Origin of the sequence: Streptomyces cinerochromogenes (genome assembly GCF_014648635.1) — a bacterium.
GTDB lineage: Bacteria > Actinomycetota > Actinomycetes > Streptomycetales > Streptomycetaceae > Streptomyces > Streptomyces cinerochromogenes.
In genome coordinates, this window is sequence record NZ_BMRM01000002.1 from 47,415 (window position 1) to 69,690 (window position 22,276).

19 protein-coding genes are annotated in these 22,276 nt (G+C 73.1%); 5 read left to right on the forward strand and 14 right to left on the reverse strand.

Features of this window, described 5'->3' with window-relative positions:
• Positions 1–2: 2 nt before the first annotated feature.
• Both purE and IEZ20_RS03980 read right to left on the reverse strand, forming a co-directional pair.
• Positions 3–524, reverse strand: a complete 522-nt coding sequence (purE, locus tag IEZ20_RS03975; RefSeq protein WP_189294692.1) for a 5-(carboxyamino)imidazole ribonucleotide mutase — start codon at positions 522–524, stop codon at positions 3–5.
• Positions 521–1,660: a 5-(carboxyamino)imidazole ribonucleotide synthase gene (locus tag IEZ20_RS03980; protein ID WP_189294693.1), complete on the reverse strand. Its 1,140-nt coding sequence runs from the start codon at positions 1,658–1,660 to the stop codon at positions 521–523. Before IEZ20_RS03980 ends, purE begins: the two co-directional genes overlap by 4 nt.
• 183 nt (positions 1,661–1,843) lie before the next feature.
• Between IEZ20_RS03980 and IEZ20_RS03985 the strand changes: the two genes are divergently transcribed.
• A complete protein-coding gene (locus IEZ20_RS03985; RefSeq protein WP_189294694.1) occupies positions 1,844–2,347 on the forward strand; it encodes a GtrA family protein in 504 nt (167 codons plus the stop codon).
• Between the two features lie 7 nt (positions 2,348–2,354).
• On the opposite strand, the gene IEZ20_RS03990 is transcribed toward IEZ20_RS03985, so the two are convergent.
• Together IEZ20_RS03990 and IEZ20_RS03995 are read right to left on the reverse strand one after the other, a co-directional pair.
• Positions 2,355–3,626, reverse strand: coding sequence for a sensor histidine kinase (locus IEZ20_RS03990; RefSeq protein WP_189294695.1), 1,272 nt, complete (start codon positions 3,624–3,626; stop codon positions 2,355–2,357).
• Between the two features lie 36 nt (positions 3,627–3,662).
• On the reverse strand, positions 3,663–4,340 hold the full coding sequence (locus tag IEZ20_RS03995) for a response regulator transcription factor (protein WP_189294696.1): 678 nt from the start codon (positions 4,338–4,340) through the stop codon (positions 3,663–3,665).
• Between the two features lie 534 nt (positions 4,341–4,874).
• Between IEZ20_RS03995 and IEZ20_RS04000 the strand changes: the two genes are divergently transcribed.
• Positions 4,875–6,380, forward strand: coding sequence for a peptide MFS transporter (locus IEZ20_RS04000; protein ID WP_189294697.1), 1,506 nt, complete (start codon positions 4,875–4,877; stop codon positions 6,378–6,380).
• Between the two features lie 129 nt (positions 6,381–6,509).
• Here the strand turns inward: IEZ20_RS04000 and IEZ20_RS04005 are convergent, their stop codons facing one another.
• From IEZ20_RS04005 to IEZ20_RS04030, 6 genes are all read right to left on the reverse strand, one after another.
• Positions 6,510–7,838, reverse strand: a complete 1,329-nt coding sequence (locus tag IEZ20_RS04005; protein ID WP_229895865.1) for a hypothetical protein — start codon at positions 7,836–7,838, stop codon at positions 6,510–6,512.
• A 2-nt stretch (positions 7,839–7,840) separates the two neighbouring features.
• On the reverse strand, positions 7,841–9,001 hold the full coding sequence (locus IEZ20_RS04010) for a hypothetical protein (protein ID WP_229895866.1): 1,161 nt from the start codon (positions 8,999–9,001) through the stop codon (positions 7,841–7,843).
• The gene (locus tag IEZ20_RS04015) at positions 8,998–9,885 is read right to left on the reverse strand and encodes a COG1470 family protein (protein WP_229895867.1); all 888 of its coding nucleotides are present in this window, start codon (positions 9,883–9,885) and stop codon (positions 8,998–9,000) included. The genes IEZ20_RS04010 and IEZ20_RS04015 overlap by 4 nt, the downstream gene beginning before the upstream one ends.
• 240 nt (positions 9,886–10,125) lie before the next feature.
• A complete protein-coding gene (locus IEZ20_RS04020) occupies positions 10,126–10,851 on the reverse strand; it encodes an LPXTG cell wall anchor domain-containing protein (RefSeq protein ID WP_189294698.1) in 726 nt (241 codons plus the stop codon).
• A gap of 165 nt (positions 10,852–11,016) precedes the next feature.
• The gene (locus IEZ20_RS04025) at positions 11,017–11,613 is read right to left on the reverse strand and encodes an ATP-binding protein (protein ID WP_189294699.1); all 597 of its coding nucleotides are present in this window, start codon (positions 11,611–11,613) and stop codon (positions 11,017–11,019) included.
• Positions 11,614–12,083: 470 nt separating this feature from the next.
• Positions 12,084–12,461, reverse strand: coding sequence for an STAS domain-containing protein (locus IEZ20_RS04030; protein WP_059251093.1), 378 nt, complete (start codon positions 12,459–12,461; stop codon positions 12,084–12,086).
• Positions 12,462–12,710: 249 nt separating this feature from the next.
• On the opposite strand from IEZ20_RS04030, the gene IEZ20_RS04035 reads away from it, so the two are divergent.
• Together IEZ20_RS04035 and IEZ20_RS04040 are read left to right on the forward strand one after the other, a co-directional pair.
• Positions 12,711–13,607 (forward strand): RNA polymerase sigma factor SigF, encoded by an 897-nt coding sequence (locus IEZ20_RS04035; RefSeq protein WP_189294700.1) that lies wholly within the window; start codon positions 12,711–12,713, stop codon positions 13,605–13,607.
• 465 nt (positions 13,608–14,072) lie between these two features.
• The gene (locus tag IEZ20_RS04040) at positions 14,073–15,152 is read left to right on the forward strand and encodes a DMT family transporter (RefSeq protein ID WP_189294701.1); all 1,080 of its coding nucleotides are present in this window, start codon (positions 14,073–14,075) and stop codon (positions 15,150–15,152) included.
• Positions 15,153–15,188: 36 nt separating this feature from the next.
• On the opposite strand, the gene hutI is transcribed toward IEZ20_RS04040, so the two are convergent.
• From hutI to hutU, 4 genes are read right to left on the reverse strand one after another with little or no spacing between them, the layout of a single operon-like run.
• On the reverse strand, positions 15,189–16,364 hold the full coding sequence (gene hutI / locus IEZ20_RS04045; protein WP_189294702.1) for an imidazolonepropionase: 1,176 nt from the start codon (positions 16,362–16,364) through the stop codon (positions 15,189–15,191).
• Positions 16,365–16,384: 20 nt separating this feature from the next.
• Complete coding sequence (locus IEZ20_RS04050) at positions 16,385–17,722, reverse strand: formimidoylglutamate deiminase (RefSeq protein WP_189294703.1); 1,338 nt, start codon at positions 17,720–17,722, stop codon at positions 16,385–16,387.
• Positions 17,719–18,936, reverse strand: a complete 1,218-nt coding sequence (locus IEZ20_RS04055) for an allantoate amidohydrolase (protein WP_189294704.1) — start codon at positions 18,934–18,936, stop codon at positions 17,719–17,721. The genes IEZ20_RS04050 and IEZ20_RS04055 overlap by 4 nt, the downstream gene beginning before the upstream one ends.
• Positions 18,933–20,597: a urocanate hydratase gene (hutU, locus tag IEZ20_RS04060; protein WP_189294705.1), complete on the reverse strand. Its 1,665-nt coding sequence runs from the start codon at positions 20,595–20,597 to the stop codon at positions 18,933–18,935. Before hutU ends, IEZ20_RS04055 begins: the two co-directional genes overlap by 4 nt.
• On the opposite strand from hutU, the gene IEZ20_RS04065 reads away from it, so the two are divergent.
• Complete coding sequence (locus tag IEZ20_RS04065) at positions 20,570–22,123, forward strand: type III PLP-dependent enzyme domain-containing protein (protein WP_268253027.1); 1,554 nt, start codon at positions 20,570–20,572, stop codon at positions 22,121–22,123. The two genes, hutU and IEZ20_RS04065, sit on opposite strands and share 28 nt — an antisense overlap.
• The last annotated feature ends 153 nt before the right edge of the window (positions 22,124–22,276 follow it).

Genomic DNA, 22,276 nt, shown 5'->3' on the forward strand with positions numbered 1-22,276 from the left:
GGTCACTTCCCGAAGCCGAAGCCGCCGGCGCCCTCGACCTTGGAGCGCAGCCGCTTGCCCTTCTCGGTGGCCTGGTCGTTGAGGTCCTGCTGGAAGTCGCGCATCTTGTGCAGCAGGTCCTCGTCGTGCGCGGCGAGCATCCGGGCCGCGAGGAGACCGGCGTTGCGGGCGCCGGCGACGGAGACCGTGGCGACCGGGACACCGGCGGGCATCTGCACGATGGAGAGCAGCGAGTCCATGCCGTCGAGGTACTTCAGCGGCACCGGCACGCCGATGACCGGCAGCGGGGTGACGGAGGCGAGCATGCCGGGCAGGTGGGCGGCACCGCCCGCGCCCGCGATGATCACCTTCAGGCCGCGGTCGGCGGCCTGCTCGCCGTACGAGATCATCTCGCGGGGCATGCGGTGCGCGGAGACGACGTCGACCTCGTAGGAGATCTCGAACTCGTCCAGGGCCTTGGCGGCGGCTTCCATGACGGGCCAGTCGGAGTCCGACCCCATGACGATGCCAACGAGGGGGCTCATTCGGTGATGGTGCCTCTCAGGTAGCCGGCTGCGTGACGGGCGCGCTCCAGCACGTCGTCCAGGTCGTCGCCGTAGGTGTTGACGTGTCCGACCTTGCGGCCGGGCTTCACGTCCTTGCCATACATGTGGATCTTGAGCTTGGGGTCACGGGCCATGCAGTGCAAGTACGCGGAGTACATGTCCGGGAAGTCGCCGCCCAGGACGTTGACCATCACGGTCCACCTGGCGCGCGGGCGCGGGTCGCCCAGCGGCAGGTCCAGGACCGCGCGGACGTGGTTGGCGAACTGCGAGGTGATCGCGCCGTCCATGCTCCAGTGGCCGGAGTTGTGCGGGCGCATCGCCAGTTCGTTGACGAGGACGCGGCCGTCGCGGGTCTGGAACAGCTCGACGGCGAGGTGTCCGACGACGCCGAGTTCCTTGGCGATGGTCAGGGCCATCTGCTCGGCGCGCAGGGCCAGGTCCTCGTCCAGGTCCGGGGCGGGCGCGATCACCGTGTCGCAGACGCCGCCCACCTGCTGGGACTCCACCACCGGGTAGGCGACGGCCTGGCCGTGCGGGGAGCGTACGACGTTGGCGGCCAGCTCGCGGACGTAGTCGACCTTCTCCTCGGCGAGGACGGGGACGCCCGCCTTGAACGGTTCGGCGGCCTCCTCCGCGGAGTCGACGACCCACACGCCCTTGCCGTCGTAGCCACCGCGGACCGTCTTGAGGACGACGGGGAAGCCGTCGCCCTCCTCGGCGAACCGGACGACATCCTCCGGATCGCTGACGATGCGGTGCCGCGGGCACGGGATGCCGAGCGCGTCGAGCTTCGCGCGCATCACGCCCTTGTCCTGGGCGTGCACCAGCGCGTCGGGCCCGGGGCGCACGGGGATGCCGTCCGCCTCCAGGGCGCGCAGGTGCTCGGTCGGCACGTGCTCGTGATCGAAGGTGATCACGTCACAGCCGCGCGCGAACTCGCGCAGCGTGTCGAGGTCGCGGTAGTCGCCGATGACGACATCGCTCACGACCTGCGCCGCGGAATCCTGAGGGGTGTCACTGAGAAGCTTGAATTTGATGCCCAACGGGATGCCCGCCTCGTGCGTCATACGCGCGAGCTGCCCCCCGCCGACCATGCCGACTACCGGGAACGTCACACCCCTAGCGTATCGGCCATGTGGAGGAGACCGGATCGCGTCCCTCCCCCGGGTCTCTTACCCAGGGCTTCCCCGACTCTTTACGACCCGTTTCCGGGGCGTGGCCCGGTCCACAGGCACGGGAGGGTCCGCCCGGCTAGCATGGCAAGGTCGACGGAACCTACCGACGGGAGCTGCACAGCCATGGAACCTCGTTCCTCGGGGCTGCAACGGCTCGTACGCGAGGTGGTCAAGTTCGGGGCCGTCGGCGGTGCTGGCGTGCTCGTCAATCTCGGCGTGTTCAACCTGGTGCGGCACGTGTCCGACCTGCCGGTGGTGCGGGCCAGCATCATCGCGACCGTCGTGGCCATCGTCTTCAACTACGTCGGCTTCCGTTACTGGACGTACCGGGACCGCGACAAGAGCGGGCGCACCAAGGAACTCACGCTGTTCCTGCTGTTCAGCGCGGTCGGCCTGGTGATCGAGAACGGCGTGCTGTACCTGGCGACCTACGGCTTCGGCTGGGACAGCCCGCTGCAGAGCAACGTCTTCAAGTTCGTCGGCATCGGCGTCGCGACCCTGTTCCGCTTCTGGTCGTACCGCAGCTGGGTGTTCAAGGCGCTGCCCGCCCGGGAGGCCGTGGCGCGGGCGGAATCGATCCTGGAGCAGGAGTCGGAGCAGCAGACGCCGCGGCAGCGCGTTCCCTGACCGCCGCTCAGCGGACCGTGGGCCGGTCCTCGTCCGGCGTGCGCGCCGGGGGCGTGCGCGACAGGAACAGGCCGAAGACCGGGGGCTGCGCCTGGAGCAGCTCCAGCCGGCCGCCGTCGGCCTCCGCGAGGTCCCGGGCGACGGCCAGGCCGATCCCCGTGGAGTTCCGCCCGCTGATCGTGCGCTCGAAGATCCGCGCGCCGAGGTCCGCCGGGACCCCCGGCCCCTCGTCGGTGACCTCGATGACGGCCTGGTTGCCGGTGACCCGGGTGCGCAGGGCGACGGTGCCGCCGCCGTGCATCAGCGAGTTCTCGATCAGCGCGGCCAGCACCTGGGCGACCGCGCCCGGTGTGCCCACCGCCTTCAGGTGCCGCTTGCCGGAGCTGACGATGGCCCGGCCGACGCTGCGGTAGGCGGGCCGCCACTCGGCGAGCTGCTGCTGGATGACCTCGTCCAGCTCGAAGGTGACGGCGGAGCCGGTCCGCGGGTCGCGGGAGTTCGTCAGCAGCCGCTGGACGACGTCCGTGAGCCGCTCGACCTGGGTCAGCGCGATGGTCGCCTCCTCCTTCACCGTGTCCGGGTCGTCGGTGAGGGTGATCTCCTCCAGCCGCATGGACAGCGCCGTCAGCGGTGTGCGGAGCTGGTGGGAGGCGTCGGCGGCGAGGCGCCGCTCGGCCGTCAGCATGCGCCCGATCCGCTCGGCGGAGGCGTCCAGCACATCGGCGACCCGGTCCAGCTCGGGGACGCCGTACCGCTTGTGCCGGGGGCGCGGGTCGCCGGAGCCGAGGCGTTCGGCGGTCTCGGCGAGGTCGGTCAGCGGGGAGGCGAGCCGGTTGGCCTGCCGTACGGCGAGCAGCACGGCCGCCACCACGGCGAGCAGCGCGACCAGCCCGATGATCAGCAGGGTCCGGCCGACCTCGCGGGTCACCGCGGAGCGGGGCTCCTGCACGGTGACCGTCTCGCCCTCCTCGCCGCGCTGCGTGGAGTGGATGGTGTCGCCCTCCGGCTTGCTGCCGATCTCGATGGGCGGCTTGCCGGGCATGCGGATGACCGCGTACTGGTCCTTGCTGACGGGGTTGCGCAGGACGTCCGCGTTGACGTTCTCGGCGGCGAGGATCCGGCTGTCCACGATGCTGGCCAGCCGCACCGCCTCGGACTCCACCCGTTCCTGGGCGCTGTTGCTGATCGTCCGCGTCTCGACGATCACGAGGGAGACCCCGAAGACCGCGATCACCACGAGGACGACGGCGAGGGTGGACTGGATGAGACGTCGGCGCATGGTCCGTTACCTGTGGGGAATCGCCGGGGCCCGGGCTCAGCTCTTCTCGAAGCGGAAGCCCACGCCGCGCACCGTCGCGATGTACCGGGGGTTCGCCGCGTCGTCACCGAGCTTCTTGCGCAGCCAGGAGATGTGCATGTCGAGGGTCTTGGTGGACGACCACCACGTGGTGTCCCAGACCTCGCGCATCAGCTGGTCCCGGGTCACCACCCGGCCGGCGTCCCGCACCAGCACCCGCAGCAGATCGAACTCCTTGGCGGTGAGCTGGAGTTCCTCCTCGCCCATCCACGCCCGGTGCGACTCGACGTCGATCCGCACCCCGTGCGTGGCCGGCGGCTGCTGCGGCTCGGCGGCGCCGCGCCGGAGCAGGGCCCGCACCCGGGCGAGCAGTTCGGCGAGCCGGAACGGCTTGGTGACGTAGTCGTCGGCGCCCGCGTCCAGGCCGACGACGGTGTCCACCTCGTCGGCCCGCGCGGTCAGGATGAGGATCGGTACCGTGTGGCCGTCGGCGCGCAGCCGGCGGGCCACCTCCAGGCCGTCCATGCCGGGCAGGCCCAGGTCCAGCACGACCAGGTCGACGCCGCCCTGCATTCCGGCGTCGAGCGCGGCGGGTCCGTCCTCGCGCACCTCGACCTCGTAACCTTCCCGGCGCAGGGCGCGGGCCAGCGGCTCCGAGATGGACGCGTCGTCCTCGGCGAGCAGTACACGGGTCATGAGGTGATGGTAGACCGCCCGGGCGAGGTGCCGGGGTGTGATCGGTTCCCCCGCTTCTTACCTTCGCGCGCTGCTGGTACGAACCATCGACCTGGGGATGCGATCGTAGGAGAGACCTTCGAATCCCGTTGTGCGGTTCCCGCGACACCTGTGATCCGCGTCTCAAGTCCTTCCATATCCGGCAGTGTCCTGCCGTATGGTGACCTGAACGCCTGTAGTACACCGGGGACCTTTGGCCGGCAGTGGACGCTGAAGGTCTCTTTCGTGTGCGGGCTGACCAAGATCACCTTGATCGGCCTCGAAAGGAATGACCTCTGGCCGGGCTCCGGACGCACTGACGCGTCGAGGGGCGTGGATCCCGGTGGTCGCCGTCCGCCACTCCGTGATCCGGAGCGGACTCCCCCTGGGCGTGGGGGTGGACGACCGACCTGCCGGTGCCGGCCGCACCCCCACCGGGCGCGCAACTCCTTCAAGCTCGGCCTCGCCGAGCAGGGGGGACCCCCGACCGCGCGTCCCGACCAGCAAGGAACGACCATGGCGTCCAGCCTGACGAAGGACTCGGTCCGCCCGGGCACCCCCGGTTCCGAGAAGACCTTCTTCGGCCACCCCCGCGGCCTGGCCACCCTCTTCATGACCGAGATGTGGGAGCGCTTCTCCTACTACGGCATGAGGGCTCTTCTCCCGCTGTACCTGGTGGCCCCGGGTGGCCTGCACCTGAGTGCGGGCACGGCGAGCGCCATCTACGCGGTGTACCTGTCGCTCGTGTACCTGCTCGCCCTGCCCGGCGGCTGGTTCGCCGACCGTCTGCTCGGCCCCCGCAAGACGGTCGCCGTCGCGGGCGGGATCATCATGCTGGGCCACCTGTGCCTGGCGCTGCCGGCCGCCGCGAGCTTCTACGTCGGTCTGGTGCTCGTCGCCATCGGTTCGGGTCTGCTGAAGGCCAACATCTCCACGATGGTCGGCCACCTCTACAACGGCCCGGAGGACCCGCGCCGTGACGGTGGCTTCACGCTCTTCTACATCGGCATCAACCTCGGTGCCTTCGTCGCCCCGCTGGTCATCGGCACCGTCGGCGAGGACGTCAACTGGCACCTCGGCTTCGCTCTGGCCGCCCTCGGCATGGCGCTGGGCCTCGCCCAGTACCTGCTCGGCGGACGCCACCTGAGCGCGAGGAGCAGCGAGGTCCCCACCCCGCTGACGCCCGCCGAGAAGGCGGCCACCCTGCGCAAGGGCCTGATCTGGCTCGCCGTCGCCGTGGTCTTCTACGGCGTCGTCGGCGGCACCGGCCACTTCACCCTGAACTGGGCGCTGATCCCGCTCACCCTCATCGGCCTGATCGTGCCGATCCTGGTCATCTCCCGCATCCTGCGGGACAAGGAGCTGGACACCGCCGAGCGGTCGAAGGTGTCGGCGTACATCTGGTTCTTCGTCGCCGCCGCCGTCTTCTGGATGATCTACGACCAGGGTGGTTCGACCCTGTCGCTGTTCGCCCAGAACAACGCCAAGAACTCGGTCCTCGGCTGGGGCTTCCCGGTCTCCTGGTACCAGTCGGTCAACCCGGTCATGATCATGGCCCTGGCGCCGGTCTTCGCCTGGCTGTGGCTGTGGCTGAACCGCCGCGGCAAGGAGCCGAGCACGATCGTGAAGTTCGCCTCCGGCCTGGTGCTCGTGGGTGCGTCCTTCTTCGTCTTCCTCGCCCCGCTGTCGATCGCCGAGGGCGGTCACAAGGCCGCGGCGATGTGGCTGGTCGCGATCTACTTCGTGCAGACCGTCGGTGAGCTGACGCTGTCCCCGGTCGGTCTGTCCGTGACGACGAAGATGGCGCCGAAGAAGTACGCCTCGCAGATGATGGGCGTCTGGTTCCTCGCGGTGACCGCGGGCGACTCCGTCACCGCCCTGCTGTCCAACCCGGCCGTGGGTGGCGTCAACCTCGACAAGATGGGCTTCGTCGCCCTGGAGGCCGTGCTCGCCGTGGTCGCCGGTGTCGCGGTGTGGATGTACCGCGGCAAGGTGAAGAAGATGATGGGCAGCGTCAACTAGTCGCTGCACCCGAACGGCCGCAGAGGGCCACCGCATCCGTGGGATGCGGTGGCCCTCTGCGCGTGCGAGGGAGCGCGCACGCGGCGGAGCCGCATGCCGGCCGGCACAGCCCCGCTCCCCTTGGGCCGGCTATCGCGTCCTGCGCCGTGGCATCAGCGTGAACACCGCGCCGCCCAGCAGGATCGCCGTGCCCGCCACCAGGCCCAGGGCCTTCAGGGCGCCGTGGTCGCTCGCGCCGGTCTCGGCGAGGCCGCCGTCACCGCTGTCGCCGCCGCCCGTCGCCGCCGCCCCCGCCGAACCGCCCGTGGACCCGCCCGAGGTGCCGCCCGACGTGGACGTGCCGCCCGCGGCGCCGCCCGGCTGCCCGGTGGTGTCCAGGCTGAGCGAGACCTGCGTCCTGGCCGGCGTGCACGTCGTGGTCGTCCCGAGCGCCTTGACGGTCAGCACACCCGGGGACAGCGTCGAGGTGCCGCTCGCTCCGGGCTTGTAGGTGCCGGTGAGGTCGGGGATCTCGATCGGGTCGCCGGCCTTGACCGGGCCCGCGTTCGTCGGCCCCTCCACATGCACGGTGCCCTTGTCGGCGCCGCCCAGCACCACCTCCATGGACGGCTTCACGGAGTCCTTCGGGATCTCGGCGGGACTGTCCATCACCGACTTCTTGAACTGCACCGTGAGGGCGTAACTCCCGCCGTCCTTCTTCGCGTTGATCTGCACGGGCGAGGTCGCGCTCTTGTCGCCGATCGGGGTCTTGCAGGCGTACGGGATCTGCACCTCCTTGCCGGTGAAGTCGGTCTGCCCGGTGCCGCCGGTGGTGGTGGCCGTCGCCGTGGCGGTCCTCGTCGGGGTCGCCGTCCTCGTCGGGGTCGCCGTCCTGGTCGGGGTCGCCGTCCTGGTCGGGGTCGCGGTCGACGTGCCGCCGCCCGCCGTCACCTGGATCGTCGCCGCCTTCTGCACGGTCTCCTTCGGCGTGCACTTCGTGTCGGTGGACATCGCGTTGACGGTGTACGCGTCCGGTGTCAGCGTCACCTCGCCGGCCGCCGTCAGCTTCACGCTGCCCTTCATGTCGGACAGCACCATCGCGCCGCCCTTGGGGATCGCCGGGTTCTCCCGCGTGCCCCGCATCGCGATGCCGGCGGTCTGCGCGCCGGCCGCCTTCAGCACGCCGGACGGCTGGACCGAGTTGGCGGGCAGGTCGATGATGTCCGGGTTCCTGGACGCGGCCTGGACGAACTTCCACACGACGTCCACCGTGTCGCCCACCCTGGCCGTGGCCGGCGCGGTGATCTCGACCTTCGTGGTGCCGTCGACGGGGTCGATGCCCGCGGGCGGCACGCAGTGGGTGGCGTACGACACCTCGGCCGCCCGCGCGGGGGCCACCGCAGCGCCCAGCAGGACGCCCGCCGCGCAGAACACCAGCAGGGCGCCCGTGCCCCCGGCCGCTGTGCCTCTCCTTCGCATGCTCACGTGGGTCCCTTCGTGGTGGGAGTCGTAGGACTCGTCGGGCTGTCGTCGTGCGGTGCGGAGGACCGGCCGGCCGGGCCGCCCGGAGCGGAGTCCGGGGCGAACCACGGCAGGGTCGGAGTCGGGGCGGCCGGGCGGGCCGCGGGAGCCGTCGTGGCGGTGGGGGCGGCGGGGGCGGTGGGGGCGGCTGCGGAGCGGGGCCCGGCGGTGCGGATGCGCGGGAGCGGCAGGCGCGGGGGCGACGGCAGACGGAGGGACGGGCGCGGGCGCCGGGCGGGCCGGTGGCGGGCGCCGCCCGGGCGGCGCGGGCGGACGCGGTCCACCACGGCCATGCCGGCGCGGAACAGCGCGGCCGGTACGACCAGGCAGAGCAGGACCCAGAACAGCGTCACACCCCACGGCCGGCCCACGCCCCACGGCTGCTCGGCGAGCACCCGGCCGCCGTACCGCAGCGTCACGGTGTAGTCGCCGTGCGCCCCCGCCGACAACTCGACCGGGAGCGTGATCCGCGCCTTCTTCCCCGGGGCCAGGGTGCCGTGCCACTGCCGTTCGTCCCACTCCGGGGCGAAGACGCCGTGCGCGGTCCCGACCTGGAACACCGGGTCCCGGATCGGGCTCGTACCGGTGTTGCCCACGGTGAGGACCAGGGTGCGGGCGGCCGGCGCCCCGAACCAGGTCAGCAGCCCGCTCGACCCGGTGAGCCGGGCGTCGGACAGCACCGCGAGCCGGCCGGCGGAGCGCTCGGCGGGCAGCGGGGCCACGGGGTGCCCGGCGACCTCCAGCACGGCGTCCGCCTCGGCCGTGGCGCCGGTGACGGTGGCGACGTGCACCACGCAGGGGCAGGGCACGGGCGGTTCGGCGACCGGCAGCTTCCGGCTGAAGGCACCGTCGGCGTCGGTGGTCACAGCCCGCCCGTCGCCGTTGGCGCAGGAGTTGGTGCCGCCGACGACACCCCGGGCCGGGGTGGCCCGCCCGCACACCAGCACCATCAGCAGCGTACGCGGCCGCCAGCCGCTGCCGCTGACGGTGACCGCCCCGCCGGCACCGGCCTGCCCCGCCGACAACCGCACCTGCGGTCCGTCCGCCGCCCGCCCCACCCCGGCCGTACCGGCCAGGGCCAGCAGCAGGACGACGACCACCAGCGGCAGGCCCCGCCTCACGACACCGCTCCCGTCGTGGCGGCCCGCTGCGCGGGACGCGCACGCCGTCCGCGCAGGAGTACAACCGCACCCGCCGTCGCCGCCGCCGCCGCGCCGGCCACCGCGCCCCACGGGACGTACGCGGCCGAGGCGCTCGCGGTGTCCCGCGCGCCGCCCCCCGCCGTGACCGTCAGCCGTACGCGCGCCTCTCCCAGCAGCGGCCGGCCGGGCCACGGCTCGCTGAACGTGCGCCGGGCGCCCGGGGGCAGCCGCACCGGCAGGGTGCGCGGGGCACGGTCCAGGACCCGGCCGAAGACCCCGTCCGCGCGCACCGCGAGCTTCGGCACGAGGACGGTCGTACCCCGGTTGACCAGGTCGTACGTGATCCGGTCGGCGTGTACGGCCAGGTGCTCGACGGTCAGCGCGGCAAGCGCGGGACCGCCCACGCGCAGCCGGACCGGCACGGTCGCGGTACGGCCGTGCGCGTCCCGCGCGACGAGCGCACCGGTACGGTCGCCGGGCCCGGCGCCCCGCGGCACCGTCACGGTGAAGGGCACCTCGGCACGGGTGCGGGCCGGGACGGTGAGGGCGGCACGGGCGAGGGACACCGGCACACCGGTGCCGCGCAGCCGGACCGTGACCGGGCTCCGGCCCCGGTTGGTCACGGCCACCGTGTCCTCGAGCACCGCCCCGGGCCCGCCCTCGGCGTAGAACGCGGGCCGCCCGTCCCCCGACGGCGCCAACGACCAGCCACCGGACTCCGCGAGCGCGGACGGGGCGGCGGCCAGCAGGGCGGGCGGGATCAGCAGGAGGAGGGCCGCCAGGGCGGGGGGCTTGCGTGGGGGTGGGGGTGTGAGCGTGGGTGGGGGCGGCGGTGGCCCGGGGGCGCGGGTTGCGGTCGGCATGGGCGGCTCCAGCGGTGGTGGCCGGACGGTTCGGCGGAGCGGCGGCAGGCGGTCTGCCCTGGGCCGGGCCGGCTGCGGGCGGCTTCGCCGGGCCGGCCCCGCGGCTGGCGGTCGGCCGGGGTCGGCCCACAGCGGGCGGTCCGGCCCGGGTCGGCCCGCAGTGGACGGCCCGCAGCGGGCGGTCCGGCCCGGGTCGGCCCGCAGTGGACGGCCCGCAGTGGGCGCCCCCGCCCGGACCGTTCAGCGGCGGGCCGGCTGCCCCCGTCGGGTCAGCCACAGCACGCCCGCCGCTCCGGCGAGGAGGACCGTGCCGCCGAGGGTGCCGAGGGCGACGGCGGAGTCCTCGGGGCCGGTCTGCGGCAGTTGCTGCCCGGCGGACGCGGCGCCGCCGGAGGACGACGAGGAGGACGAGGAGGACGAGGACGAGCCCCCGGAGGACGACGAGGACGAGCCGCCGGCCGCCGACACGTCCAGGGTCAGGGACGGCTTCGGGCTGTTGGCCGGCGTGCACGTCGTCGTCGTACCGAGCGCCTTGATGGTGAGCGTGCCCGCCGTGAAGGTCACCTTGCCGCTCTTCTTCGGCGTGTACGTGCCGCTCAGGTCGCTGATCTTGATGGGGGTGTCGGCCGGGATGGCGGCGGAGTTGGCGGGACCGCTGACGGCGAGCGTGCCGCTGGCGGCGCCGCCCAGTTCGATGGTGGCGCTCGGGCTCATCGCTCCCTTGCCCAGTTCCACCGGGCTGGAGGAGACGCCCTTCTGCCAGGACATGGTGATCGTGTAGCCGCTGCCGCGCCTGGCGCTCTTGATGTCGATGGGCGAGACCGCGCTCTTGACGCCGATCGGCGTCTGGCAGCGGTAGTTGACGTCGACGACGTCGGCCTGCGCGGCCGGCGCGGTCAGCAGCACCGCGGAGCCGGCCAGGGCCGCGGCGGACGCGAGCGCGGCGGTTCGTTTCGGGTACGACACGTTCGGTCCACCCCATTCATTCCTGACGGCACATCAGATTCGGCCGTCAAGGTACGCCCGGGGTCGTGAGGAAGGAAGACGCGGCGCACGCCGGAGTTGTGGCGATCCGGCGTGCGCGAAGGGGTGCCGGAGCGGAGACCGCGGCCGAGGCGGCCCTACGGGGCGTCAGGCGGGGGCGCCCAGCTCCGCCCAGACCGTCTTGCCCGGGGTGCCCGGGGCGCGGACGACGCCCCAGTCCAGGCAGAGCCGCTGCACGATGAACATGCCGTGCCCGCCGGGACGGCCGGCGCGGTGCGGGGTGCGCGGGGACGGCTGGCCGGCGCCCCGGTCGGAGACCTCCAGCCGGATCACCTTGTTGTCGCAGGCGAGCCGGAGTTCGTCGGGACCCTCGGCGTGCAGGCAGGCGTTGGTGACCAGTTCGGAGACGACGAGCAGCACGTCCTCGGCCGCGGCCTGCTGGTCGGCGCCGGCGGCGGGCAGCCAGCCCCACGCGTACAGCGCCTGGCGGGTGAAGTCGCGGGCGAGCGGGACGACCCCGCTCTCGCCTTCGAGGCGGAGTCTGCGGACCTGCCGCCCCCGCGCCTGTGGCGCGCCGTCGGCCGGCACGGCCGGCGGGGCCGGCGCAGAGGGCGCGGTCGGCACGGACGGCGCGGCTGCCCCCGTGGCTGCGCCGACGGCCGGCGCCTCCCCCTCGGGCGCCCCGGAAGCGCCGCTGGGCTCCGGGCCGCGGTCGCCCGGCGAGTAAGGCCGGGTGGTGCTCATCAGCGCTTCACCTCACCGATTCGCCAGTTCACGATTCAATAGTCCGGTCAGTTGTCGCTCGACAGCCCGGTGAGCGGTCCGGCCGGCCGTCCGGCCGGTGGTCCGGCCGGTGGTCCGGCCGGTGGTCCGGCCGGTGGTCCGGCCGGTGGTCCGTACGGCGCCGGTGCCGGCCGGTCGCAGACCGCCCGCGGGCCGTACGCGCCGCGTCCGCCGCGGGCCGCTGCCAGGGCGGGGTCCCGTCCCCCGCCCGTCCGCCGGACGCGCGTTCCGTCCAGGGCGTTCGTTGCATCCAGGTCTTCCGCCGGCCTCCGTCGGGCTCCGGCGACCGGCCGGCGGCCGGTGGCCGGCAGGAGACCTCCTGCCTTCTGCCCTCTCCTGCCCGGCCGATCCGGCGGGACACCCCCGTATTGGACGTGACCCACACAACGCCCGCGGAGGCCGGTGCGGACCGGTCCGGACGAGGTCAGGGATCAGTCGGCACCGTCGGCCAGGGCCGCCTCCACAGAGTCGTGGACGGTGAAGACCGCCTCGGCCCCGGTGATCTCGAACACGCGGGCGACGACGGGCAGCATCCCGGCGAGATGGACCCCGCCTCCGGCGGCCTCCGCCTTCAGCCGGGCGCCGAGCAGGACGTTCAGCCCCGTGGAGTCGCAGAACTCCAGCCGTGAGCAGTCCACCACGAGCCGCGAGAAGCCCTTGGCCAGGAGGTCGTCGAGGGGCTCCCGCAAAAGATCGGCGGTGTGGTGATCGAGCTCACCCGCCGGTGTCACAACGGCGCTGGAGCCCTCTTCCCGCACCTCCACCAGAAGCCGGCCCGACTGTGCGCTGCCGACCGTCCCGTGGTCCATGCCGTCTCTCTCTCCCGAGGTCGTGGCTGCTGATGCCCTCGAACATTACGCCTTCTATGCGCACTCCGACACCCGAACATCCGCACACAATCGGACATATCGACACAGAACGCACTTGCGACCCGCTCGGTGCACCGGGTAGGGCTAGTAAGGACACACACCCCTACACGCCGGCTTCGGAGGCGCCCGCACACCGCAGTGCACGTACTGGCTTCGGCAGCCATATGCCGAGAACGATGGAGGACACCCATGTCACCCCGGCTCGACGCATCGCCTACCCCGATCGCGACGTCGACACCCCCACCGGAACAACTGGATCATCCCATCGACACCCTCGACCTCTTCGAGGGACTCCCGGAGATCCCCCCGTACGACGAGATCGGCCCGGTCGACGCGCGGGCCCTGTCCAAGACCCTCTTCGAGCGCCTGGAGTCGCTGGAGGAAGGGACGCACGACTACGCGTACGTCCGTAACACCCTGGTCGAGCTGAACCTCGCGCTCGTCAAGTTCGCCGCCTCCCGCTTCCGCTCCCGCAGCGAGCCGATGGAGGACATCATCCAGGTCGGCACCATCGGCCTGATCAAGGCGATCGACCGCTTCGAACTCTCCCGCGGCGTCGAGTTCCCCACCTTCGCGATGCCGACCATCATCGGCGAGATCAAGCGGTTCTTCCGTGACACCTCGTGGTCCGTGCGCGTCCCGCGCCGGCTCCAGGAGCTGCGGCTCGACCTCGCCAAGGCCGGCGACGAGCTGGCGCAGCAGCTGGACCGCGCCCCCACGGTCGCGGAACTCGCCGAGCGCCTCGGCCTCTCCAACGAAGAGGTCGTGGAGGGCATGGCGGCCTCGAACGCCTACACCGCCTCCTCGCTGGACGCCCAGCCGGAGGAGGACGAGTCCGAGGGCGCGCTCGCGGACCGCATCGGGTACGAGGACCACGGCCTGGAGGGCATCGAGTACATAGAGTCGCTCAAGCCCCTGATCGCCGAACTCCCGCCGCGGGACCGGAAGATCCTCTCCCTGCGCTTCGTGGCGAACATGACCCAGTCGGAGATCGGCGAGGAACTCGGCATCTCCCAGATGCACGTGTCCCGGCTGCTGTCGCGCACCCTGGGACGGCTGCGCAAGGGGCTGACGCTGGAGGAGTGACCCTCCGTCCGTTCGAGGAGCGGGCTCCCTGTCCCCCACCAGGGAAGCGGCCCGGCGGACGGCCCACTCGGGAAGCGGCCCGGCGGACGGCGCCGGGCCGCTCCGCCGTGTCCGGGGCCTGCTCCGCCGGTCACCGGGTGCCCCGCACCCCAACCGTTATGCGGTGACCGGCACAAACCTCTTCCCGGCGCCCGCCCGCTCCCTCACCATGGGCCTCCCGAACACCACGGCCTCCCGAACACCACGGCCTTCCGAACCGACTGACGCGCCAGCCGGTTCGGAAGGCCGTGGTGGTGGAGGGGGCCGCACGACCGAGGGGAAGCACGCCGGGGCGGGGAGCCACGAGACACACCCTGGTGATCGCGGAGACACAGCCTGGTGATCGCGCACACGGCGCGCCGAGCACCCGCCACCGTGTGTCCTACCCCGTTCCCGTACGTCCCCCGTCTCCTGAGGAGTGTGCGCATGCCCGTCACCGCGGCCGGCAGAGGCCGACTGACCGATCTTCCCGTGCTGCTGGTCGCGGTGGTCTGGGGCTCCAGCTATCTGGCCGCCAAGGGCGTGACCACGGAGCGGACCGTGCTCGCCGTGCTGGTGCTGCGGTTCGCCGTGGCGCTGCCGGTGCTGGCAGCCGCCGGGTGGCGGCGGCTGCGCGCGCTGAGCGCGGTGCAGCTGCGCGGCGCCGGGCTGCTGGGGCTGGTCCTCGCCGGGATCTTCCTGCTGGAGACGTACGGGGTGGTGCACACCTCGGCGACGAACGCCGGGCTGATCATCAGCCTGACGATGGTGTTCACCCCGCTCGCCGAGAGCCGGGTGCGCGGCACCCGGCTGCCCGGGTCCTTCATGGGGGCGGCCGGGCTGTCGGTGCTGGGCGTGGCCCTGCTGACCCAGGGCGCGGGCTTCACCGCCCCGACCGGCGGCGACCTGCTGATGCTCGGGGCGGCCGTCGCCCGTACCGTGCACGTCCTCGCCATGTCCCGCATGGAGTCGGTGCGCGGGGCGGACGCGCTGTCGCTGACCACCGTCCAACTGGGCGGGGCGGTCCTCGTGTTCGCCGCTCTGGTGGCACTGCCGGGCACCGGTGCCTCACCGTGGTCGGCGGCGGCCGCCTTCGACGGCGGGGACTGGCTGGAGCTGGTGTACCTGTCCGTGTTCTGCACGTTGTTCGCGTTCTTCGTGCAGATGTGGGCGGTCCGTCGCACCTCTCCGTCCCGGGTCAGCCTGCTGCTCGGCACGGAGCCGGTGTGGGCCGCGGCCGTCGGCATCGCCGTGGGCGGTGACCGGCCGGGCGTGCCCGGCCTGCTCGGCGCGGTCCTGGTGCTCGCCGGTACGGCGTGGGGGCGGACGGTGGCCGATCGCGAGCGGGGAGCCGGTGCGGACGGCGCGGCAGACGGCGGGAAGGGCGGTGGGAAGGGCGACCGGAGGGGCCGTGGGGTCGTGGCGGCCGGCGGTGTCCCCGAGGGTGCTGGGGGTGCCCCCGGGGGCACCGGGGGTGTCCCCGAAGGCGCCGGTGGTGTCCCCGAAGGCGAGGCGAGGACGCCTTGACCGGTGTCCCCGCCTCCCGGGCTCGCCGGCGTCCGGTCAGACGACCCGTACGCCCTTCCGCCACACCCCGCTGACCAGCGGTACGCCCGGCCGGTAGGCCAGGTGGACGTGGCTGGGGGCGTCGAGGAGGGTGAGGTCGGCGCGGGCACCGGGGGCGAGGCGGCCGATGTCGGTGCGGCGGAGGGCGGCGGCGCCGCCCGCCGTGGCCGACCAGACCGCCTCGTCCGGGGTCATCCGCATGTCGCGGACGGCCAGGGCGATGCAGAAGGGCACGGAGGAGGTGAAGGACGAACCGGGGTTGCAGTCCGTGGAGAGGGCGACCGTCACCCCGGCGTCCAGCAGGCGGCGGGCGTCCGGCCACTCGGCGCGGGTGGAGAACTCGGCGCCGGGCAGCAGCGTGGCGACCGTGTCGCTGTGCGCGAGGGCGTCGACGTCCGCGTCCGTCAGGTGGGTGCAGTGGTCGGCGCTGGCCGCGTCCAGTTCGACGGCCAGCTGGACGCCCGGGCCGTAGGAGAGCTGGTTGGCGTGGATGCGCGGGTGCAGGCCCTTCGCCTTGCCCGCCGTGAGGATCGCGCGGGCCTGGTCGCCGTCGAAGGCGCCCTTCTCGCAGAAGACGTCGATCCAGCGGGCGTGCGGCGCGCAGGCGTCCAGCATCTCGCCGGTGACCAGGGCGACATAGGCCGCCGGGTCGTCGGCGTGGTCGGGGCTGACGATGTGCGCGCCGAGGTACGTCACCTCGTCGGTGTGCTTCGCCGCGAGGCGCAGGGCGCGGGACTCGTCCTCGACGGTCAGGCCGTAGCCCGACTTCGTCTCGAAGGTGGTGGTGCCCTGGCGGAGGGCCTCGGCGAGGTAGCGGGTGAGGTTCGCCTCCAGTTCCGCGTCGCTCGCGGCCCGGGTGGCGGCGACCGTGGTGCGGATGCCGCCGGCCGTGTAGGAGCGGCCGGACATGCGGGCGTTGAACTCCTGCGTCCGGTCGCCCGCGAAGACCAGGTGGGAGTGGGAGTCCACGAAGCCCGGCAGCACCGCCCGGCCGCCCGCGTCGACCCGGTTGTCAGTGGCGGGTGCTTTGCTTGACTCACCGGTCCACGCGACACGGTCGCCGTCGATGACGACGGCCGCGTCCTGGATCAGACCGAGAGGGGAGCCGTCACCGAGGGAGGGGTCGTTGGTGACCAGCGTGGCGATGTTGGTGATGACGGTGCTGCTGCTCATGGTGTCCTCGTGGGTGATCGTCAGGCGCGGAGGGCTTCGACTGCCCGCGCGAGGGCGTGCGGCACGTCGGGTACGAGCGTGTGCGCCCCGTCGCGTACGACATGCCGCCCGCCCACGACCGTATGCCGGACGTCCGCTGCCGTCGCCGCGAATACGGCCGTCTCGGCGCCCAGCCTGGGCAGCGGCCCGGCCGTCCTGACGGAGTCCAGGGCGACCGTCGTCAGGTCGGCGAGCGCGCCGGCCTCGATGGTGCCGGCCTCGTCCCAGCCGAGGGCGGCGTGGCCGTCGGCGGTGGCGGCCCGCAGCAGGGCGGCGGCCGTCCAGTGGCCCCGGGTGCGGGTGCGCAGCCGCTCGTTCAGCTCCATCGCGCGCGCCTCTTCGAGCAGGTCGATGACGGCGTGGCTGTCGGAGCCGAGGGAGAGCGGGGAGCCGGCCCGCTGCAGGGCGACGGCCGGTCCGATGCCGTCGGCCAGGTCCCGTTCGGTGGTGGGGCACATGCAGGTGCCGGTGCCCGAGCCGCCGAGCAGCGCGATGTCCTCGTCGGTGAGGTGGGTGTTGTGCACCCCGGTGGTGCGCGGCCCCAGGACACCGTGGTCGGCGAGCAGCCGGGTGGGCGTGCGGCCGTGCGCGGCGAGGCAGGCGTCGTTCTCGGCGGTCTGCTCCGACAGGTGCACGTGCAGTGGCGCCCGCCGCTCCTCGGCCCAGCCCGCCACGGTCGCCAGCTGCCCCGCGGGCACGGCCCGCACGGAATGGATCGCCGCCCCGATCCGCGCGTGGTCCCGCTCCTTGAGAACTGCACAGCGTGTCGCCCAGGCCTCCGCGCTGCCGTCGGAGAACCGCAGCTGGTGGTGGTTGGGCGGCTCCCCGAAGCCGGAGGAGAGGTAGCAGGTGTCCAGCAGAGTGATCCGGATGCCGGCCTCGGCGGCGGCCGCGACCAGAGCCTCGCCCATGGCGTTGGGGTCGGCGTAGGGGGTGCCGCCGGGCGCGTGGTGGACGTAGTGGAACTCGCCGACACAGGTGATGCCGGCGAGGGCCATCTCCGCGTACACCGCGCGGGCCAGGTCGTGGTAGGTGTCCGGGGTGAGGTGGTCGGCGACGGAGTACATCACCTCGCGCCAGGTCCAGAAGGTGCCGGAGCCGACCTGGACGGTGCCGCGCAGTGCCCGGTGGAAGGCGTGGCTGTGGGCGTTGGCGAGCCCCGGCAGCGTGAGCCCGCGCAGCACCTCGGCACCGGGCGGCGGGGTCGGCACGCCCGTGCGGACGGCACTGATCCGCCCGTCCGCGACGTCGACGGCCACGCCGGGCTCGACGGTCGTGCCGAGCCAGGCGTGCTCCAACCAGTAGGTCCCCTTGGTCACCTGCAGGCCAGCCCTTCCAGTACGTCGGCGAGTGCGCGCACCCCGGCCACGCAGTCGTCCTCGGCCGCGAACTCGGCCGGGGAGTGCGAGACACCGGTGGGGTTGCGCACGAACAGCATGGCGGTCGGGATGCTCCCGGACAGGATCCCGGCGTCGTGTCCCGCGCCGGTCCCCAGGACCGGCACCGTCAGGCCGGTGTCCTTGCCGAGGATGCGGCCGAGTTCGTCCCGCAGGGCGTGGTCGAACTCGACGACGGGGGTGAAGGACTCCCGGACGACGTCGAGGTCGATGCCGTGGGCGTCGGCGTACTCCCGGGCCGCCTTCTCGATGCCGCCCACCACCGTGTCCAGGGTGTCCTGGTCGGCGGCGCGGGAGTCGAGCCACCCGCGCACGAGGGACGGGATCGCGTTGACCCCGTTGGGCTCCACGGCGATCTTCCCGAACGTGGCGACGGCACCGGCGAGTTCGGCCTCGCGGCGGGCCGCGAGCACGGTCTCGGCGTACGACAGCATGGGGTCGCGCCGGTCCACGAGCCGGGTGGTGCCGGCGTGGTTGGCCTCACCCCGGAAGTCGAACCGCCACCGGCCGTGCGGCCAGATGGCGCTGGCGATGCCGACCCGGTCGCCGGACAGGTCCAGCGCACGGCCCTGTTCGACGTGCAGCTCCACGAACGCGCCGATCCGGGCCAGCCGCTCGGGGTCGGGCCCGATGGCGTCGGGGTCGTACCCGGCGGCCTCCATGGCCCGGGGCAGGCTGATCCCGTCCCCGTCGGTGAGCCGGTGCGCCTGCTCCACGGTCAGCTGCCCGGCGGTGAGCCGGGAGCCAACGCAGGCGAGCCCGAACCGGGCCCCCTCCTCGTCCCCGAAGTTGACGATGGCGACCGGCTTGGCGAACTCCGCTCCCCGGCCGCGCAGTTCGTCCAGTGCGGCGAAGGAGGACACGACACCGAGGGGCCCGTCGAAGGCACCGCCGTCCGGCACGGAGTCCAGGTGCGACCCGGTGACGACGGCGTCCCCGGCCGCCGGGTCCCCGAGCCACGCCCACTGGTTCCCGTTCCGGTCGGCCTCGTACACCAGTCCCCGGTCCTCGGCCTGCTGCCGGAACCACTCCCGGCAGTCGGCGTCGGCCCCGGTCCAGGCGTAGCGGCGGTAGCCGCCGGAGGCGGAGCTGCGGCCGATCGGCAGCAGCTCCGTCCACATGCTGTGGAAGGTCACGCCTGGTCACCCTCACGCATCGGCACCCGGACCCCCCGCTCGCCCGCGACGGACTCCGCGATGTCGTACCCGGCGTCCACGTGCCGGATGACACCCATCCCGGGGTCGTTGGTGAGGACGCGCCGGATCTTCTCGCCGCCCAGCTTGGTGCCGTCGGCCACCGTCACCTGGCCGGCGTGGATGGACCGCCCCATGCCCACGCCGCCGCCGTGGTGGATGGAGACCCAGGACGCCCCGGACGCGACGTTGACCATGGCGTTCAGCAGCGGCCAGTCGGCGATCGCGTCGGAGCCGTCGAGCATGGCCTCGGTCTCGCGGTACGGAGAGGCGACGGACCCGCAGTCGAGGTGGTCGCGGCCGATGGCCAGCGGCGCGGCCAGCTCACCGCTCGCCACCATGTCGTTGAACCGCTCGCCGGCCTTGTCGCGCTCGCCGTAGCCGAGCCAGCAGATGCGCGCGGGCAGGCCCTGGAAGTGGACGCGTTCGCCGGCCATCTTGATCCAGCGGGCGAGGGACTCGTTCTCGGGGAACAGCTCCAGGATCGCCTTGTCGGTCTTGGCGATGTCGGCCGGGTCGCCGGACAGGGCGGCCCAGCGGAAGGGGCCCTTGCCCTCGCAGAAGAGGGGGCGGATGTAGGCGGGGACGAAGCCGGGGAAGGCGAACGCCCGGTCGTAGCCCGCGAGCCGGGCCTCGCCGCGGATGGAGTTGCCGTAGTCGAAGACCTCGGCGCCAGCGTCCATGAAGCCGACCATGGCCTCCACGTGCCGTGCCATGGACTCACGCGCGCGCGTGGTGAAGCCGGCCGGGTCCTTCGCGGCCTCGTCGGCCATGTCCTCGAAGGCGACGCCCACCGGGAGGTACGACAGCGGGTCGTGGGCGGAGGTCTGGTCGGTGACGATGTCGATGGGGGCGTTCATCGCGAGCAGCTGCGGGACCAGCTCGGCGGCGTTGCCGAGGACGCCGATGGAGAGCGGCCTGCGCTGGTCGCGGGCCTCGGTGGCCAGCTGGAGCGCGTGGTCGAGGCTGTCGGCCCTGACGTCGAGGTAGCGGTGCTCGATGCGGCGCTCGATGGCGCGCGGGTCGCAGTCGATACAGATCGCGACGCCGTCGTTCATGGTGACGGCGAGCGGCTGGGCGCCGCCCATGCCGCCGAGGCCGGCGGTGAGGGTGATCGTGCCGGCCAGGGTGCCGCCGAACTTCTTCGCGGCGACGGCGGCGAAGGTCTCGTAGGTGCCCTGGAGGATGCCCTGGGTGCCGATGTAGATCCAGGAGCCGGCGGTCATCTGGCCGTACATGGTCAGGCCGAGGGCCTCCAGGCGGCGGAACTCCTCCCAGTTGGCCCAGTCGCCGACCAGGTTGGAGTTGGCGATGAGAACGCGCGGGGCCCACTCGTGGGTCTGCATGACGCCGACCGGGCGGCCGGACTGGACCAGCATGGTCTCGTCCTGCTTGAGGGTCTTCAGCGTGCGGACCATGGCGTCGAAGGAGCGCCAGTCGCGTGCGGCCTTGCCGGTGCCGCCGTAGACGACCAGCTTGTCGGGGTGCTCGGCGACCTCCGGGTCGAGGTTGTTCTGCAGCATGCGCAGAGCGGCTTCCTGCTGCCATCCCAGGGCGCTGAGTTCCGTGCCGCGCGGTGCTCGTACGGGGCGGGGTCCCGACATCGTCTGCCTCCTCCTGTGCCTACGTCTATTCACATCCTGTCGATCTGAATAGAGCTAGTCAATACATCGGCTCGGCCACGTCCGCGCGCGGCGGGTGTTTGGCTGGAAGCACCGGTAGCCGACAGGACGGAGCAGCCGTGGCGGAGATCGAGACGGTCGAGGACATCGGGAGCGAGGCGCACGGGCGGGCGGCACGGCGGGACCGGGCCGTGCGGGCGGCCGTCGAGCAGGGGCTGTTGGGCCCCGACGCGGCCGTGGCGGGCCTGCTGGACGTCACCGGCATCCGGGAGTCGGCGGCGGCGCTGCGGGCGGCGTTCGAGGCGGTGACGGCGCCCGGCACCCCCGTGCTGCACGCCTTCGCGGTGAAGGCGACCCCGCTGGTGCCGGTGGTGCGGCTGCTGCACGAGGCGGGCGTCGGCGCGGAGGTCGCGAGCCCCGGGGAGCTGGCCCTGGCCCGGGCGGCCGGGGTCCCGTCCGGCCGGACGGTGCTGGACTCGCCGGCGAAGACCCCGGCGGAGCTGCGCGAGGCCCTGGCCCTGGGCGTCGCCGTGAACGCCGACAACCCGCAGGAGCTGGACCGGCTCGACGCCCTCGTGGGCTCCGGCCCGGTCCGGTCCCCGCTCGGGCTGCGGGTCAACCCGCAGATCGGCGGCGGCACGATCGGGGCGACCTCCACGGCGACGCGGACCTCGAAGTTCGGCGTGGCACTGCGGGACGAGGGGGCGCGCGAGTGGGTCGTACGGGCGTACACGGAGCGGCCGTGGCTGACCCGGCTGCACGCGCACACCGGCTCGCAGGGCATCCCGCTGCCGCTGCTGGCGCGGGGCGTGGCGGAGGTGTACGCGCTGGCGGAGGAGATCAACGCGGCCGTCGGGCGGCGGCAGGTCGACACGGTCGACATCGGCGGCGGGCTGCCGGTGAACGTCGCGTCGGAGGCGACGGCCCCGACGTACGCGGAGTACGCGCGCGTGCTGGCCGGTCAGGTGCCGGGGCTGTTCGACGGGCGGTACGGGCTGGTGACCGAGTTCGGGCGGTCCCTGCTGGCCAAGCACGGGACGGTGGTGGCCCGGGTGGAGTACACCAAGAGCGCGGGCGGGCGGCGGATCGCGGTGACGCACGCGGGCGTGCAGGTGGCGGCGCGGACGGTGTACGTGCCGGGGGCGTGGCCGCTCCGGATCGCCGCGTACGACGCCGGGGGGCGGCCAAAGGCGGGGCCGGAGACGGTGCAGGACGTGGCCGGGCCGGCCTGCTTCTCGGGCGACCTGCTCGCCGAGGGGCGCGCCCTGCCACTGCTGGAACAGGGCGACTACGCGGCGGCGCTGGACACGGGGGCGTACTACTTCGCCCACCACTACGCCTACAACTCCCTGGCCCGGCCGGGCATCTACGGCTACGCGCCGGACCCGGACGGGGGCGTCGCCTTCGCGGTCGTACGGGAGCCGCAGAGCCTCGCGGAGGTGGTGGCCGAATCCGGAGGGGCGCACGCGTCCGCGCTCACCACCCTGGGCGCGCCCGGGAGCCGTTGACGCACTCCGGCCACCCTCGAACAAATGGATCAACGGCCATGGAACATACGTCAGTTGACCCACACTAGTACGCGGGACGAATGTTCCACTGGAAAATGCCAAAGGCCTCACCTCCCGCACACACGTTGCGTAGTGTCGGCGTCACTCAACCGG